The 15,206-nt window shown below is 73.0% G+C and carries 14 protein-coding genes and 1 pseudogene; 2 read left to right on the top strand and 13 right to left on the bottom strand.

Annotated features, from left to right (window positions below; genetic code table 11):
* The 9 genes from K933_RS05485 to K933_RS05525 form a co-directional block, all read right to left on the bottom strand.
* Window positions 1–816, bottom strand: a complete 816-nt coding sequence (locus K933_RS05485) for a BtpA/SgcQ family protein (RefSeq protein WP_023393698.1) — start codon at window positions 814–816, stop codon at window positions 1–3.
* A gap of 321 nt (window positions 817–1,137) precedes the next feature.
* The gene (locus K933_RS05490) at window positions 1,138–1,707 is read right to left on the bottom strand and encodes a GNAT family N-acetyltransferase (protein WP_023393699.1); all 570 of its coding nucleotides are present in this window, start codon (window positions 1,705–1,707) and stop codon (window positions 1,138–1,140) included.
* 160 nt (window positions 1,708–1,867) lie between these two features.
* Window positions 1,868–2,767 (bottom strand): hypothetical protein, encoded by a 900-nt coding sequence (locus K933_RS05495; protein WP_049947636.1) that lies wholly within the window; start codon window positions 2,765–2,767, stop codon window positions 1,868–1,870.
* Between the two features lie 58 nt (window positions 2,768–2,825).
* Window positions 2,826–4,385 (bottom strand): hypothetical protein, encoded by a 1,560-nt coding sequence (locus tag K933_RS05500; protein ID WP_023393701.1) that lies wholly within the window; start codon window positions 4,383–4,385, stop codon window positions 2,826–2,828.
* Window positions 4,386–4,510: 125 nt separating this feature from the next.
* A complete protein-coding gene (locus K933_RS05505; RefSeq protein ID WP_023393702.1) occupies window positions 4,511–4,951 on the bottom strand; it encodes a universal stress protein in 441 nt (146 codons plus the stop codon).
* A gap of 52 nt (window positions 4,952–5,003) precedes the next feature.
* On the bottom strand, window positions 5,004–5,849 hold the full coding sequence (locus K933_RS05510; protein WP_023393703.1) for an MBL fold metallo-hydrolase: 846 nt from the start codon (window positions 5,847–5,849) through the stop codon (window positions 5,004–5,006).
* Window positions 5,850–6,227: 378 nt separating this feature from the next.
* Window positions 6,228–7,580, bottom strand: a complete 1,353-nt coding sequence (locus K933_RS05515) for an ABC transporter ATP-binding protein (RefSeq protein ID WP_023393704.1) — start codon at window positions 7,578–7,580, stop codon at window positions 6,228–6,230.
* Window positions 7,577–8,746 carry an ABC transporter ATP-binding protein gene (locus tag K933_RS05520; protein ID WP_023393705.1) on the bottom strand — a complete coding sequence of 390 codons (1,170 nt, stop codon included), beginning with the start codon at window positions 8,744–8,746 and terminating at the stop codon, window positions 7,577–7,579. Before K933_RS05520 ends, K933_RS05515 begins: the two co-directional genes overlap by 4 nt.
* Window positions 8,743–9,951, bottom strand: a complete 1,209-nt coding sequence (locus tag K933_RS05525; RefSeq protein WP_152529753.1) for an ABC transporter permease — start codon at window positions 9,949–9,951, stop codon at window positions 8,743–8,745. Before K933_RS05525 ends, K933_RS05520 begins: the two co-directional genes overlap by 4 nt.
* Window positions 9,952–10,302: 351 nt before the next feature.
* On the opposite strand from K933_RS05525, the gene K933_RS05530 reads away from it, so the two are divergent.
* A complete protein-coding gene (locus K933_RS05530; protein WP_023393707.1) occupies window positions 10,303–11,259 on the top strand; it encodes an ABC transporter permease in 957 nt (318 codons plus the stop codon).
* 68 nt (window positions 11,260–11,327) lie between these two features.
* Window positions 11,328–11,777: a TIGR00725 family protein gene (locus K933_RS05535; RefSeq protein ID WP_023393708.1), complete on the top strand. Its 450-nt coding sequence runs from the start codon at window positions 11,328–11,330 to the stop codon at window positions 11,775–11,777.
* A gap of 257 nt (window positions 11,778–12,034) precedes the next feature.
* Here the strand turns inward: K933_RS05535 and dph2 are convergent, their stop codons facing one another.
* From dph2 to K933_RS18285, 4 genes and pseudogenes are all read right to left on the bottom strand, one after another.
* Entirely contained in the window at window positions 12,035–13,072 is a 1,038-nt protein-coding gene (dph2, locus tag K933_RS05540) for a diphthamide biosynthesis enzyme Dph2 (protein WP_023393709.1), read from the bottom strand.
* A 94-nt stretch (window positions 13,073–13,166) separates the two neighbouring features.
* Window positions 13,167–14,183, bottom strand: coding sequence for a sodium:calcium antiporter (locus tag K933_RS05545; RefSeq protein ID WP_023393710.1), 1,017 nt, complete (start codon window positions 14,181–14,183; stop codon window positions 13,167–13,169).
* A gap of 129 nt (window positions 14,184–14,312) precedes the next feature.
* The gene (locus tag K933_RS05550) at window positions 14,313–14,939 is read right to left on the bottom strand and encodes an RAD55 family ATPase (RefSeq protein ID WP_023393711.1); all 627 of its coding nucleotides are present in this window, start codon (window positions 14,937–14,939) and stop codon (window positions 14,313–14,315) included.
* A 48-nt stretch (window positions 14,940–14,987) separates the two neighbouring features.
* A pseudogene (locus K933_RS18285) lies at window positions 14,988–15,206 on the bottom strand (hypothetical protein); the annotation flags it as partial.

Here is a 15,206-nt window from a genome sequence, read left to right on the forward strand (position 1 = left end):
CTACTCCCCCGCCGACCGGGCGGCCGCGACGAGTTCGCGGACCCGCTCCGCCGAGACGGGTTCCGCCACGTCGCCGTCGGCTTTGAGCGCCGTCCCGACGACGACGCCGTCCGCGACATCGAGGAGGTCGCCGACCGTGTCGGCGGTGACGCCGCTCCCGACGAACACGGGCGCGTCGAGCCCCGCCTCGTCGCGGCGTCGCACGACCGCTCGGAGGTCGCCCTCGTCGACGCCGCGTCCCGTGGCCGGGCCGCTGACGACGACGGCGTCCGCGAGGCCGCGTTCGACCGCATCGACCAGCGACTCGGCCGCGAACTCGGGGGTGGCGAGCGGCGCGGAGTGTTTCACGTCGTGGTCGGCGAGGATACGCACGTCGGCGTCGAGTCGCTCGCGGAGGCGGAGCGTCTCGTGGGCGGTCCCCTCGACGACCCCTTGGTCGGTGAGGCGCGCGCCCGTGTGGACGTTGACGCGGACGAACGCCGCCCCGCCGGCCGCGGCGACCGACAGCGCCGCCTCGGCGTCGTTGCGCAACACGTTCACGCCGACGGGAACGTCGACCGCCTCGCGAACCTCGCCGACGGCGCGCGTCATCGACGCGACCACGTGTTTCGGCACGTCGTCGGGGTAGAAGGGCGCATCGCCGAAGTTCTCGACCAACACCGCGTCCACCCCACCCGCGTCGAGCGACGCCGCGTCCGCCCGCGCCCGGTCGAACAGTTCCGCGCGGGAGCCCTCGAACCGGGGGGCGCCCGGCAACGGCGGGAGGTGGACCATGCCGACGACCGGCGCGTCGGTGCCGAAGGTGGGTTCGAGCACGCCGGCAGTTCCGGGCGACGGACCGAATCTCTGCCGGTCGAGCGGTGACGCGCGATTTCGACCTCGGCGAACCGACGGAACTCGTGAACGAACTCGGTCGTGTACACTACATGTCGCTATATCCAAACAGGGAGCGGACCTCCTCACGCGGCGGGTAGTTCCTCGGTCACGCACGGGTTCGACACCGCGACCGCACGAGTCGCTCGCGCATCCGCCGGGAGGGGAAAATCGGGCCGTCGCGGTCGACGCTCCGCTATCGAGCGGGGAGACGAGCGGAGCGATGAAGAGGAGACGGAGACGAGAGAAGACGAACCGCGTTTGTCACTCCGCGAGTGCGAGCCGCATCTTCAGCGTCGGCGTCTCGGTGTCTTCGGCGACGAACCCCGTCTTCTCGTAGAGCGCGACCGCGGCGTGGTTATAGCGTTCGACCGTGAGCCAGACCCGCTCGACGCCCGCGGCGGGGGCGTACGCGAGCAGCGTCTCCAGCAACTGGGTGCCGATACCGGCGTCGTGGTACGACTGGTGGACGAAGATCGCGAGTTCGTGTCCTCCCTCGCCGTCGGGCACCAGCGCCGCGTGCCCGACCGTCCGGTCGCCGTGTCGCGCCGCTATGTGGACGCCCGGAAGGTCGGTCAGCCACTCGCGGACGTCCGCCGGGTCGACCGGCGGCAGCCCCTGTGCCCGGTGGCTCCGGTCGTAGTCGTCGTACATCGCCGCCAGCGCGTCCAACTCCTCCCCCGCGACCCGGTCGACGACGTCGAGGTGGACCTCGCGGTCCGCCGCGTCGGTGAACGCCCACGACGGCGTCGGCTCCGACCGAACCCGGGTCGCCTCGGCCCCGGAACTGCCTGTTCGTTCATGTAGTCGATTGTTCGATGCTGATTCGCTCATCTATCTGGGTACGATATCGTCGTCCGTCCGGGTTAATAACGGTTCGCGCTAGTCAGGTGGTAAGTGTCCAGTCTATAAGGAATCTCGTGAACCGAGGGTGTGTGATAATATCCGTATTAGGTCGAATCCCGTTCGGGGTACGCTACCGAGGAGCGCGCCGTCACTCCGCGCGGATGGCCGTCTCCACGCCGCGGCCGAGCGCGCGTCCGAGCGCGTCGGTCGCGGCGGTCGTCTCCGCCTCGTTCTCCAGGAGGACGGTCTCGCTGGGGAACAGGTCCGCGCCCAGAACCAGCCCGTGTTCGCGGGCAGTCCCCCCGGTGACGGTGAGATAGACGCCCAGCCCCGTCTCGGCGATGGCGGCCTCCTCCTCGACGCCCTCCTCGGGGTAGACGAACTCGACGCCGTCGAGCGCGCCCGTGCCGAGCACCGCCTCGACCAGTCGCTCGTAGCGGGGGGAGATACACAGCGGCCCCTCGTAGCCGGCGACGAACTCGCGGTCGAGGTCCGCGCCCGCCGGCAGCGTCTCCGGGCGCGCCATCAGCGTGTGTCTGACCGTGTCGCCCAGCCCGGTGGTCACGCGCACGTCCGTGTCGCGCGGGTCGATCCGGGCGTTGACGTCCGCGAGGTCGGCGACGCCCTCGGGGTCGAGCGGAACGACCTCTTCGAGGACGAGGTCGGCCGAGTCGAACCCCAGCGCGAACTCGTGGGTGCGGAGCGCGCGGAACGGTTCCTCGCGGCCGACCAGCCGGACGTCCGTCCCGGCGACGTCGAGGCGTGCGCTGTCGAACACCACCCGCCGGGGGTGGCCCTTCCGGTCGTCGCGGACCAGCGTGTACTCCGGCCCGCCGCCCGCGGGGTCGCTGTAGTCGGCCAGCCGCTCGTAGACGCCGTCGTCGGCCGTCTGCCGGCCCTTCGTCACCGCCTTCTCGTAGCGAAGCGTCGACGCCACCGAGTCGGCGAGCGCCTCGGCGTCCGCGCCGGCGACCGCGGCGAACCGTTCGAGGGCCGCCTCCAGCGGTCGCCCCTTGCGCGGCACCGCGACCGACACCGTACCTGTCATTACCGGTCGCACGGGGCCGGGCGTCAAAAGCGGCGCGTTTCTCGCCGATCTGCGGGTCTCACTCGGAGCCGCCGTCCGCGCCCTCCGCGTCGCCCGCACCGCCCGCACCGGCCGCGCCGAACGCCGACGACAGCCGGTCGCGGAACGCCTCGAACTCCTCCATCTCCTCGCGGACCGCCGCGAGTTCGTCGCGGAGGTCGCGCACCTCCTCGTCGACCAGCCCCGACAGCGACTCCACCTCGTCTTGGAGCGACGCCACGTCGTCGCGCACGTCCGCGACGGCGTCGTCCTCCTCGGCCACCTCCGCGGCCAGGTCGTCGAGGTCGGCCCGGACCGACGCGACCGACGATTCGAGGTCGTCGGTCGCCGCAGAGAGGTCGTCGCCGACCCCCTCGACGTCCGCCCGAACGTCGTCGAGTCCGGCTTCGAGGTCGTCGCGCCGGTCGTCGGCCGCCGCCACGTCCGCCTCGACCGCCGCGAGCGTCTCCTTGAGGTCGTCGACGTCGGCGCGCAAGCCGTCGGTCAGTTCCTCGGCGGTTCCGTTGTCGTCGAGGAACGTCTCCAGCGCGTCCGCGTACGCCGCCACGTCCGCGACGTCCGACTGGAGCCGCGAGATGCGCGCGTCGACGCTCGTCGAGTGGTCGAGTTCCAGCGTCCGCCGGAGCGTCTCGCGGTCCTCCTTGTCGACCCCGCCGGCGCGGAGTTCGGCCGCGAGCGCCGCCGCCACCCCGCCGGCCGCGTCCGCGCCGCCGTCGTCGGTTCCGTCCGCCTGCGTGTCGTCGCCGTCCGCCCCGGCCGCGTCGCCCGTCCCCACGTCGGTCCGGTCGTCGTCGTCCTCGTCGTCCTCTTCGGACGCCGCGGCCGCGTCCGCCTCCTCGCCGGACCCGCCGTCGACGCCCGCGTCGCCGTCCGGTTCGTCCACCACCGGTTCGTCCGGCACCGCGGCGTCGGCCCCGCCGTCGTCGCTCGCCTCGTCACCGCTCCCGCCGTCGGCGCCGGCCTCGGTGTCGTCGATGGCGTCGACGGGGTCCACGACGCCGTGCTCCGCGGGCGCCGGGTCGTCGTCGCCGTCGGCGGACGCGTCGCTCGGGTCGAGGTCGGCCTCCGCCGCGCTCAGGTCCAGCCCGGGACCGCCGCTCGCGTGCGCCTCGCCGCCGGGGACCGCCTCGCGGTCGCCCGAGAGCACGTCCCGGACGACCTGCGAGGAGTCATCGCCGATGACGTCGGCGACGTTCCCCACGGGGTCGGCGTCCTCCTCGACCTCCTCGACCGTCGGCTCGCCGAGGAACGCGGCGCCGTCGTCGGGGTCGTCGGTCCGGACGCCGTAGACGGTCGTCACCTCCTCGCCGGGGTCGAGTCGGGCCCGGTACTCGACCCGGTGGTCCTGGTAGGCGGTCCAGCCGTCGTGGTCGTACTCCGGGTGGAAGCCGATGCGGTCCATCGGGAACTCCTCGGGGATCCGGTCGACCAGGCTGAACTCCGCGGGCGTCTCGCGCTCCGACCGGAGGGTGAACCGGACGGCCGGGACGGGAAACTCGTCGGCGGTGTAGCGCTTCTCGACGCTGACGCCGTCCGCGTCGACGACCACCGCCGCGTCGGTGTCGCTCCCTTGACTCATGACCGGTGGTCCGGACGACTGGTACAAAAACGCGCCGCGCCGATTATCGGCTCTGAGTCCACTCGCGCCGCGCGTCGACACGGAACCCTGGCCGGGTGTGACCGCCGGCGCAGCGGGCCGGCGGGCTACTCGGTGACGACGGTCACGGGGCAGTCCGCCCCGAGGAGGAGCCGTTGGGTGTCGTCGCCGAACAGCGCCTTCCCGGTGGGCGAGCGCTTCCGGCCGGCGACGAACAGGTGGTCGCAGCCGCGGCGGCCGGCCTCCGCGAGCGCCACCTCCGCGGGTTCGCCGACGGTGCCGGCGGTCTCGTAGGCGACGTCCAAGCCGGCGAGCGCCGCCCGCGCGACGTCGTCCGCGCGGCTCTCCGCGCCCTCGACCGCCTGGCCGACGCTGTACGTCGCGCCGCCCGCGGTCAGCAACTGTTCGCGCTGGTCGTCGTACTCTCCCTCGTCGGTCACGGCGAGGACGGTCAGGCTCGCGCCGACGCCCGCTGCGAGTTCCCCGGCTTCGCGGACGAGGCGCTCGGACGCGCCCGTCGACCCGACGACGGCTAGTGCGTGGTTCATACAGTACGGAGGTCGCGAAGCGCGAAAAACCCGCCGTTCCGGCTATCAGCGGTTAGAGCTCGGTCCGGTCGCCGATCTCGACCAGTTCCAGCCGCTCGGGGCGCTCGAAGCTCCGGACGTGGTCGTGGAGCGCGGTCGGGTCGGCGGTCATCCCCTTCCACATGTCCCAGTGGGTGGGGAGGAGGCGGTCGGCCGACAGCGCGCTCGCGACCGACACCGCCTCGTTCTCGTCGCAGTACCACCGCGTGAACTCGCGCGTCTCGCCCGTCTCCTTGTCGGGAAGCATCCCCTCGGAGCCGAACGCCACCACGGCGACGTCGATGTCGTACTCCTCGCCGACCGCCTCGAACCCCTCGTGGGGCTTGGTGTCGCCGCCGTGGAAGAACGTCCCCGCGTCGTGTTGGAGCACGTACCCCACCGGGTGGGTGGCGTCGCCGTCGTTCACCTCGACCACGTCGACGTCGAACTCGCCCACGGTCAGGGAGTCGCCCTCGCTCACCTCGGTCAACTGGCCGTCGTCGACGCCCCACTCGTCGGTCCACGCCTCCTCGTCCGTGACCGCCAGCGCGTCGTCGGGCGCGTAAAAGTCCGCGCCGGTGTCCGCGAGCACCGGCGCCTGCGAGGGGCCGTGGACGTGGTCGACGTGTTCGTGCGTGGCCAACAGCGCGTCGGCCGCCCGAACGTCGCCGGGCGCGAACGGCACCGGGACCATCCGCACGGTGTGTGGGGGGTTTCCCGTGCCGAGATAGGGGTCGATCCACAGCGTCGTCCCGCCGCTGCCCTTGACCGCGAAGCCGTTACAGCCCAGATACCAGAGCGCGACGCCGTCCGGGTCGGCGTCGTCGACGGCGCGCGGCAGCCAGTCCCCCCAGTCGGAGGTGACGTCGCTCTCGTTCATACCCGCCCGCTGTGTGACCAGCGGCAAAGCGTTGTCCACTCGGGGCGGACTCGGTATCCCTGCCCGAAGGTATATACTTCTGGCCTGTGTGGTGTGAGACAGAATGACAGAGCAGAGATCTACCGCGAACTTCGCAGCCATGCGCCGCAGCGTCTCCGAGAGCGTCCCCACGTTCGACGCGAACGGCCTCTCCGGCCTCCGAGCCGAGTAGCTACGTAGTTCGTCCTCCAACTACATAATATTCTTTCGGGATGGATCACGGTCGTTCACAGGGCGTGACCGCGGCCGTCGGTCGGACGATTGGGGAGCGGCGCGAGCCGTCGATCCACCAACGCCGGCGGGTCGCATAAACGCGAGCGTTGCCCTCGCCGGGTCGACTCACCCGTCGTGGCGGTGACACGCCGCCGGGTGGCCGGCGTCCGTCGGGCGGAACGCCGGGTCGTCGCGCTCGCAGACCGACGAGAACGCGCCGGCGAGTCGCTCGCGCGCGGCGGCCGTCTCGCCCGCGGCGGCCTCGCCGACCGCCGCGGCCACCGTCTCCTCGGCCGCCTCGTCGCCGAGTTCCGCCGGGAGACCGTACTCCGCCCGGAGCGCCCCGCGGAGCGTGGACCCGCCGCCCGCGGTTCCTCCGTCCCCGCTCGCATCGCCGTCTTCGACCGCCGCCGTCGCGCCGCCCGCCCGGCCGCGGACACGCTCGGGGTCGACCGCACCGGCGTCGAGGGCGGCGCGGAAGTCGAGCACCGCGCGGTACTCCTCGCTCGTCAGGTCGGTGCCGTCGGGCGCGAGGACCGCCGGACAGCGGGGGTGGAACCGACAGCCGTCGGGCGGGTCCGCCGCGTCGGGAACGTCGCCCGACAGCGTCGCGCCCGAGCGGTCCACGCGGGGGTCGGGCGTCGGCACCGCGGCCGCGAGCGCCTCGGTGTACGGGTGCTGTGGCGCCCCGAGTACCGCCTCCGTCGCCCCGCGTTCGACCAACTGCCCCGCGTACATCACGGCCACGCGGTCGCACGCCGCGCGGACGACGCTCACGTCGTGCGAGACGAGCAGCACCGACAGGTCGAACTCGCGGCCGAGGTCGGCCAGCAGCGCGAGTATCTCGGCTTGCACGCTCACGTCGAGCGCGGACACCGGTTCGTCGAGGACGACGAACTCGGGGTCGAGCGAGAGCGCGCGCGCCAGTCCGACCCGCTGTTTCTGCCCGCCCGACAGTTCGTGCGGGTAGCGGTCGAGCGTCTCGCGGGCCAGCCCGACCCGGTCGAACAGGTCGGCGACCGCCGCCCGCCGTCGCTCGCGGCCGACGCCGTGGACCGCCAGCGGTTCGCCCGCCGACTCGCCGACGGTCATCCGCGGGTCGAGGCTGTCGTTGGGGTCCTGAAACACCATCGCGGTCCGGCGGCGGAACCGCGCGAGTGCCTCGCCCGAGAGGTCGGTCACCTCCCGGCCGTCGAACCGCACCGACCCGCCGGTCGGCTCCTCCAGGCCGAGGACGCTCGCGGCGGCCGTCGACTTGCCGCAGCCCGACTCGCCGACGAGACCCAGCGTCTCCCCCCGGCCGACGGCGAAGTCGACGCCGTCGACCGCTCGGACCGCGCCGACCCGCCGCCGGAGGAACCCCTCCCTGACCGGGTAGTGTCGCTCCAACCCCTCCACCGCGAGCAGCGGGTCGTCCGGGCCGCCCGCGCCCCCCGGGGACGCGTCGTCCGGGGGCGCGCCGGCCGACGGGTCGCTCACCGGTCGGCACCCCCGGTCGGGCCGGTGCGCCCGTCCCCCGTCCCGCCCGCGCCGCTCGCGCTCCCGCCCCGGCCGCCCGTCCCCTCCCCGCTTCCGTTCCCGTTCCCGTCGCCGTCTTCGCTCCCCTCGCCGTCCGTCGGGTCGTCGAGGACCGTCGGGTCGCGGTCGCCGTCGTAGAACACGCACGACGCCTCGCCGCCGACGGTCGCGCCGTACAGCGGCGGCTGGTCGCCCGCCCGGCAGGCGCCGACCGCGTGCGGACAGCGGGGGTGGAACCGACAGCCGTCGGGGGGGTCCGCCGGGTCGGGCGGCTCCCCTCCGATGGGGTCCATCCCGCCGCCGCGGCCGGGGAGACAGCCCAACAGCGCGCGGGTGTACGGGTGGGCGGGCCGCTCGAACACGTCGTACACCGTCCCCCGCTCCATCACCCTCCCGCCGTACATCACGACCACGCGGTCGGCGATGCCCGCGACCACCCCGAGGTCGTGGGTGACGAACAGCACCGCCATCCCCCGCTCGGCTTGGAGGTCGGCGATCAGGTCGAGCAGTTGCGCCTGGGTCGTCACGTCGAGCGCGGTGGTCGGCTCGTCGGCGACCAGCAGGTCGGGGTCGTTCGCGAGCGCCATCGCCACGACGACCCGCTGTCGCATCCCGCCGGAGAACTCGTGGGGGTAGTCGTTCGCGCGCGCGGGCGCGTCGGGGAGTCCCACCCGGTCGAGCAGGTCGACCGCCCGCTCGCGCGCCGCCGCCTCCGAGAGGTCGCGGTGGTAGCCGAGCACCTCCTCCAACTGCTCGCCCACGGTGTACACCGGGTCGAGCGCGCCCTGCGGGTTCTGGAACACGTACGACACCCGGTCGCCGCGCACCGCGCGCAACTCCGACTCGCTCGCCTCGGTGAGGTCGCGGCCGTCGAACACCACCTCGCCGCCGACTAGCTCGCCCGGCGGCGACTCGACCAGTCGGCCGACCGACTCGCAGGTGACCGTCTTGCCCGACCCGCTCTCGCCGACGAGACACAGCGTCTCGCCCGCGCGCACGTCGAAGCTCACGCCGTCGACCGCCCGGACGGTCCCCTCGGCGGTGTGAAAGTGGGTCCGCAGGTCGCGGACGGCCAGCAGGGGGTCGTCGCCGCTCCCGTCGGACCCCCCGGCCGCGCGGCGGCTCACCCGCCCACCTCCGTCCGCGGGTCGAGCACGTCCCGGAGGGCGTCGCCGAGCAGGTGGAGCGCGCCGACCGTCGCCACCAGCAGCACGCCCGCGAACAGCGCGGTCCACCAGTACAGCGGCGCGCGCGACAGCCCCATCGAGAGGGTCGTCCCCCACGACTGCGACAGCGGGCTGGAGAAGCCGAGGTAGGCGATGCCCGCCTCGACGACGACCAGCGTCGGCATCTTGTTCGTCACCGCGGTGACGACGGTACTGGAGACGTTGGGGACGAGGTGGCGTCTGATCGTCCGCGGGCCGCCGCTGCCGGCGTCGGCGGCGGCGCGGACGTACCCCGACCGCATCCGCTGGAGCGCCTCGCTCCGGACGATACGGGCGGTCGCCCCCCAGTCGAACAGCCCGAACGCCAACACGACGACCAGCAGGCTCCGGCCGGCGAACGTCTCCTGGGCGATGATGACGACGAACAGCGCCGGGACGACGAGTTGGACGTCGACGTACCGCATCAGGAGTTCGTCCACCCAGCCGCCGTAGTAGGCGGCGACCGTCCCGACGGCCACCGCGATGGGGACGATAACGGCGGCGGTCACGAGGGCGACTTCGAGCGCGACGCGTGCACCCTCGACCAGCAGGTCCACCACGTCGCCGCCCGCGACGGTCGTCCCGAGCGGGAAGCGCCACGTACCGTGACACACGGGGTCGGCGCCGCCGGTCACCTCGCCGAGACAGTAGACGGTCTGCGACTCCCCGCCGACCGCTCCCGGCATCGGGACGGCGAAGCCCGGCGGGGGCTGTCCCGGCGGGACGCCGCCGCGGAGTCCCTCGGCGGAGCCGACGTCGAACCGGTCGACCGCGCCGGGACCGAACGTCCCCACGAGCGCGAACGCGAGCAGGTAGCCGAGGCTCGCCACCGCCGACGGCCGCTCGCGGAGCCGCCGCCAGTAGCGCCGCGTCGTCCGGGGGCGGCGCGCCAGCGGGACCACGAGATAACAGCCCGTCAGCACCAGCGAGACGTACAGGAGGTAGTCGATCGGCGTCGGTCGCCACCCCCAGAAGGGGACGATACCGCTCGGGACGGCGACCCGCTGGTAGACGAACGCCGCCGCGATGACGCCGACGGCGACCACCGCACCCACCGTCCGCGGTGCCGGACGGAACCCGCGGCTCGCCCGACCGTCCACGTCGGCGGCGTCGACCGGTCCGGACACGTCGGTCACCCCCGCGGCGACCGCGAACCGGTCGGTCGGGGGCGGGGCGGCGACGCGGGGAGGGCGCTCGCGGCGAGTGGGGATGTGTGACGAAGGCGCACGCCCCGGCCGACTCGCCAGCGAAACTAAAGCGGTACGGTGGCTGAAACCGCCGCTTCAGCGTCGCCAACGGTTATGTGATCCCGCGGGGCTACCCGAACACGTGTCGACCCGGTCGTCGCCGTTCGACCCGTCGGGTCCGCCCCGCGAGTGGCGGCCGCCTCGGCTGGTGCGCCCCCCTCGTCACCCGCTCGCACCCGCCCCGCTGGCGCCGGTCGACCTCCGGCGACCGGACGCGGAGGTGTCCGAGGAGTGAACCGGCGGCGCTTCCTCGCCGGGCGGGTCGCGTGGTCGGTGTTCGTGGTGTGGCTGCTGTTGACCGCGACGTTCCTCGTCACCGCGGCCGCGCCGGACCCGAACGCCGCGCCGCTGATGTGGGGACTCTCACCCGACGAGGCGGAGGCGGTGCTCGAAGGCTACCGCGAGCAGATGCAGTACGACGAACCGCTGTTCGAGCGCTACCTCCACTGGATGACCGAGTACGCCACCCTCCGGTTCGGCGAGTCGTACGTGCGCGGGCGGTCGGTCGCGGCCGTCCTCTCGGACGCGCTGCCGGTCACGGCGGCGTACCTCCTCCCGTCGCTGCTGCTGTCGGTCGTACTCGGGGTCGCCGGCGGGGCGTACTCGACGGTCGCCGACCGCCTCCCCGCGCGGGTGATCCGTGCGGGCGTCCTCTCGGCGCTCGCGGTTCCGGTGTTCCTCCTCGGGGAGGCGCTCGTGCTCGTCGCCGTCGAGGCGTTCGAGGTGCCCCTCGTCTGGACCCCCGACGCCGGATTCTGGAGCGGGCAGAACCTGCTGGTGCTCGCGGCGGCGACGGCCGTCCTGACGGTGAACCTCGTCGGGGTGCAAGCGCGGTACGCCCGCGCGCTCACCGCGGAGTACGCCGCCGCCGACTTCGTGAAGACGTTCCGCGCGAACGGCGCCGGACTGGTCGCCGTACTCAGACACGCGGTGCGGAACGCGTCGGTGCCGCTGGTGTCGCTGTTCCTCACCCGGGCGCTCACGGTGCTGTTCTTGAGCGTCTACCTGGTCGAGGCGGTGTTCGGACTCCCCGGGCTGGGGACGGTGACGCTGTCGGCGTTCGAGAGCCGCGACGTCGCGGTCATCCTCGCGACGACGTTCCTCGCGGTGGTCGTCGGCGTCGTCGGCAACCTGCTACAGGACGTGGCGTACGCGTTCCTCGACCCGCGGGTCGAGGGCGACGACTGACGGGCGCGAGCGGGTCGCCGTGGTCGGACCCCGCCCGGTTTCTTGTCCGCCCCGCCCGTCCGCCCGGCGTGCGCGTGAGCCTCATCGGCGGCGGGAGCGTCCCGCCCGAGACGGCGGCAACGGCGGAACGAGTCGGCCGACTCGCGGGCGAACGGGGACACACCCTCGTCTGTGGGGGGCTCGGCGGCGTGATGGAGGCGGCGTGCCGCGGCGCGCGCGACGCCGGCGGCGAGACGGTGGGCATCCTCCCGACCGCCGACCCCGCCGACGCCAACGAGTTCGTCACGACGCCCGTGGCGACGGGACTGGGGCACGCCCGGAACGCGCTGGTCCCGCTGAACGGCGACGCGGTGGTCGCCGTCGACGGCGGGCCGGGGACGCTGTCGGAACTCGGGTTCGCGCTCGTGTTCGACCGGCCCGTCGCGGGGCTGGACACGCACGCGGTCGACGGCGTCGAGGCGTGCGACTCGGCGGCGGAGGCGCTCGCGTACGTCGAGGACGTCGTCGGACGACCCTGACGGCTCACTCCCCCCACGACCGGGTACGCGGTCGCGCCCGGCGACGGCGACGCCGAACGGGCCGACCGGCCGGGTGAGGAGCCCGCGGCGGACTGGGCGACGCCGACGAACGGGAGTGCGGCGAGCGCGCCGACTCCGCGGCCGAGCGTGCGAGCGGAGGGCATCGGCGAACGGGGGCGACGGCGGGGTGCGCGTCCTCTGGTCCGGCCGGGACGAGGGAGAGGGCCGCGTTAGGCGTCGAACGGCCGGCTACCGGCTCACCACGTGCCGTGGAACGTGTCGAACTCCAGGTCCTCGAGCGGCTTGTTGCCCACGGCGATCTCGTACTCGCCGGGGGTGAGCATCGGCTTGTGGAACCGCGGGCCGTCGTCGGTGGTGATCCGCGGACAGCCGGTGTTGACGAACGCGTCGAAGTCGAAGTTCCGCAGGCGGTCGGGCGTCACCTCGTCCATCGTGATCAGGTGGGCGTTGTCGTTGTTCTCGACGATCTCCTCGGCCTTCTCGAAGCGGCCCTGTCCGATCTTCGTACAGAAGATGACGCCGAACCGCTCGGCGTCCATCGCGCGGTGGACCGCGCCGTAGCGCTGTTTGAGGAACTTCTCGGTGTCCGCGAGCGTCACCACGTTGTTGACGGGGTCGGCGATGACGACGTCCTTCTCGGGGTGTTCCATCGCCAGCCCGAGCGGGTGGAACTTGCCGCCGCCGACGTACAGCACCTGGTCGGCGTCGATGTCCGCCGACGCGTAGTTACACCCCAGCACCTGCCCCTCGTGGGTGAGGCGGTCGTCGCCCCGGCGGGTGTGCACCTCGAAGCCGCGCTCCTCGAGCCAGTCGTACATGTCCTCGAAGAGGTTCATGTGCTGGGCCGTGGTGACCAGCCCGACGCCGGGGTTCTCCGCGGGGTCGTCGAGTTCGTCGAGCGCGTCCTCCATGATCGGGAACGGGTCGACGTTCGAGAACAGCGGGACGTAGATGATCTTGTCCGACTCCTTCATCGGCGAGTGGCCGAAGTGGACGAACACGTCACACCGGCGCATCAGGTAGGTGTCGAGGTCGCAGGCGCCGTAACACGGCTGCCCCGAGATGAGGTAGCGGACGCCGTCGGTCAGTTCCCGGAGGTCGTCGGCGACCGCGGGCGCGCGGCGCTTGAGCCCCTCGGGGAACTGCAGTCCCACCTTCTCGGCGTCGCGCTCCTCGACCGCCTCGACGATCCGCTCCAGTTCGTAGTCCCACTCGCGGTCGTGTTTGAGCGCCATCCCGGTGTTCGTGAGGTCCCCCTCGGTTCGCTGGCTCATTGGACCTGCTAACGGACGGAGTGGGTTAAACGGCGCGCTCCGGCGGGGGTCGTCCGCGGCCACGCCGACCGACGCCTCACGGACCGGCGGCGGCTCAGATCCCGGGCACGAACCCGGTCACACCGGTCGCTTCGGTCGCCATCCACCCGACGAAGACGGCGTACAGCGCGAGTAAGCCGGCCGCCTCCGACCGGGTGAGTTCGAGGTGGGTCCGCGTGACCACCAGGAAGGCGAGCGTGGCGACGGTGAGGAACGCCAGCATCGGCACCGCCGTCCCGAAGTCCACCTCGACGTACCCGGCGACGAGAACCGCCGCGGGCACCGCGACCAGCAGGTCGAACGTGTTGCTCCCGAGCACGTTCGCGAGGCTGGTGGTCCCGCGGCCCGCCTTCGCGGCGCGGACCGACACCGCGGCGTCGGGGAGGCTCGTCCCCGCGGCGACGACCGTCAGCCCCCAGACGGTCGAGGGGACGCCGAGGGCGGTTTCGAGCGACAGCGCCGCCTGCACCAGCGCCTCGACGCCCGCGACGATGACGACGAGCGACCCCGCGAGCAGCAGCCACTGCCGGCCGGCGTCGACCGGGCCGGGGTCGGGGGCGTCGTAGTCGGTGACGTCCTGGTGCTGGATGAACACGTAGACGCCGTACAGCGCCAGCGGGACCAACGCGAGCGGGCGGGTGAGCGTGGCCGTGAGGCCCCCGTCGGCCGAGCCGAGGTAGATGACGCCGAAGGAGAGGGTGATCAGGAAGACGGCGACCGCGAGCATGTAGAACTGCGTCTCCTTGTACACCACGTCGCGGTCCGCCTCCATCCCCCGGCCGCGGAGCGCGCTCCACCCGGGGATGACGAGGATGTTGAAGATGGCGGAGCCGACGATGGCGCCGACGCCGAGGTTGCCCGAGTCGTGGAGCGCCGCCGAGAGGACGGCCGTCGTCAGTTCGGGGAACGACGAGCCGACGGCCGCGATGACCGCGCCCTGGACGACCGGCGGGAAGCCGTAGTACGCGCCGAGTCGCTCGCTCGCCGTCTCCAGTCGGCCGCCCGCGACCCAGACGACGGCGCTGCCGACGGCCGCGAGCGCCACCGCGACGGGTACCGACGCCGTTGCCATTGCCCGGTCCGCGGGCGCCGACCACTATAAACTACCGCGGTCGGATCGCGCGGCCCGCGGTCGGGTCCCCCCGCACCCGAGGCGGCGGCCCGGTTCGGCCCGCCGGCTCACCCGTACCCGGACGGCCGCTCACGCGATGTCGCGGCTGGTGTCGATGGTGACCGACTCCTCCAGCCGGAGTTTGACCGTCTCGTCGAGCGCGCGCCCGCCGCGGAACTTGGGGACCGCGAGGTGGTTCTCCACGTCGGTCCCGCTCACGCGGGTTTCGAGGTCCCACACCACGTCGGCGACGTGTTCGCTCATCGCCCGACAGGCGGGTTCGTGGTCGCCCTTCATCGCGTGGAGGAACGCGACGCTCCCGGTGTTGACCATCGCGGTCCCGAGTTCCGCGAGGAACCGCCGGTAGCGCCCCCGCTCGGCGTGCTCCAGCGGGTCGAGCACGTCGACCACCAGGTTCGCACCCTCCGGGAGCGTGCCCACCAACTTGTTCGCGCGGTCGAGCGGCGCGTCGCCGCTCACGTCGCGGACCGTCGGGTCGCCGACGCGGGCGTTCGTCGCCGCGAGCGCGTCGGTCACGGACCCCTCCGAGCGGAGCGTCGTCAGGTACAGCGTCGGCCGCGCCGCCGTGAGTTCGTACAGCAGGAGTTCGGCCTGGCTCGCGGGGTCCGCCGAGAACAGCACCACGCTCCCCGCCGGGATGCCGCCGCCGAGGCGGCGGTCGAGTACGTCGATCCCGGTCGCGAGCCTGTCGGCCATACGGTCGACCGACGGCGTGTGACGGCATAACAGTTTCTCACGGGAGTATTAGTTTCGAGACGTGGAGTGGGTCGCCGGCGCTCCCGCGTTCCGGCCGTCCGTGCGTCCTCGGCACCCGTCGTCCGTCGGGTCGCCCCCCGTCCCCTCGGCGAGTGCGGTCGCCGCCCGGTCGTACGCCCGGCGGGCGGGCGCGGCCGACAGCACCGGCTCGTCGACCGCCGGCACCCGCGCGAGCACCGGGCAGCCGAGGAACTCCGCGACGCCCGG

Source organism: Candidatus Halobonum tyrrellensis G22 (genome assembly GCF_000495475.1).
Taxonomy (GTDB): domain Archaea; phylum Halobacteriota; class Halobacteria; order Halobacteriales; family Haloferacaceae; genus Halobonum; species Halobonum tyrrellense.

Excerpts from the sequence above, each read along its gene's own strand:
- K933_RS05490 (WP_023393699.1), bottom strand. The coding sequence starts at position 1,707 with ATGAGCGAATCAGCATCGAACAATCGACTACATGAACGAACAGGCAGT.
- K933_RS05495 (WP_049947636.1), bottom strand. The coding sequence starts at position 2,767 with ATGACAGGTACGGTGTCGGTCGCGGTGCCGCGCAAGGGGCGACCGCTG.
- K933_RS05500 (WP_023393701.1), bottom strand. The coding sequence starts at position 4,385 with ATGAGTCAAGGGAGCGACACCGACGCGGCGGTGGTCGTCGACGCGGAC.
- K933_RS05505 (WP_023393702.1), bottom strand. The coding sequence starts at position 4,951 with ATGAACCACGCACTAGCCGTCGTCGGGTCGACGGGCGCGTCCGAGCGC.
- K933_RS05510 (WP_023393703.1), bottom strand. The coding sequence starts at position 5,849 with ATGAACGAGAGCGACGTCACCTCCGACTGGGGGGACTGGCTGCCGCGC.
- dph2 (WP_023393709.1), bottom strand. The coding sequence starts at position 13,072 with ATGAGCCAGCGAACCGAGGGGGACCTCACGAACACCGGGATGGCGCTC.
- K933_RS05545 (WP_023393710.1), bottom strand. The coding sequence starts at position 14,183 with ATGGCAACGGCGTCGGTACCCGTCGCGGTGGCGCTCGCGGCCGTCGGC.
- K933_RS05550 (WP_023393711.1), bottom strand. The coding sequence starts at position 14,939 with ATGGCCGACAGGCTCGCGACCGGGATCGACGTACTCGACCGCCGCCTC.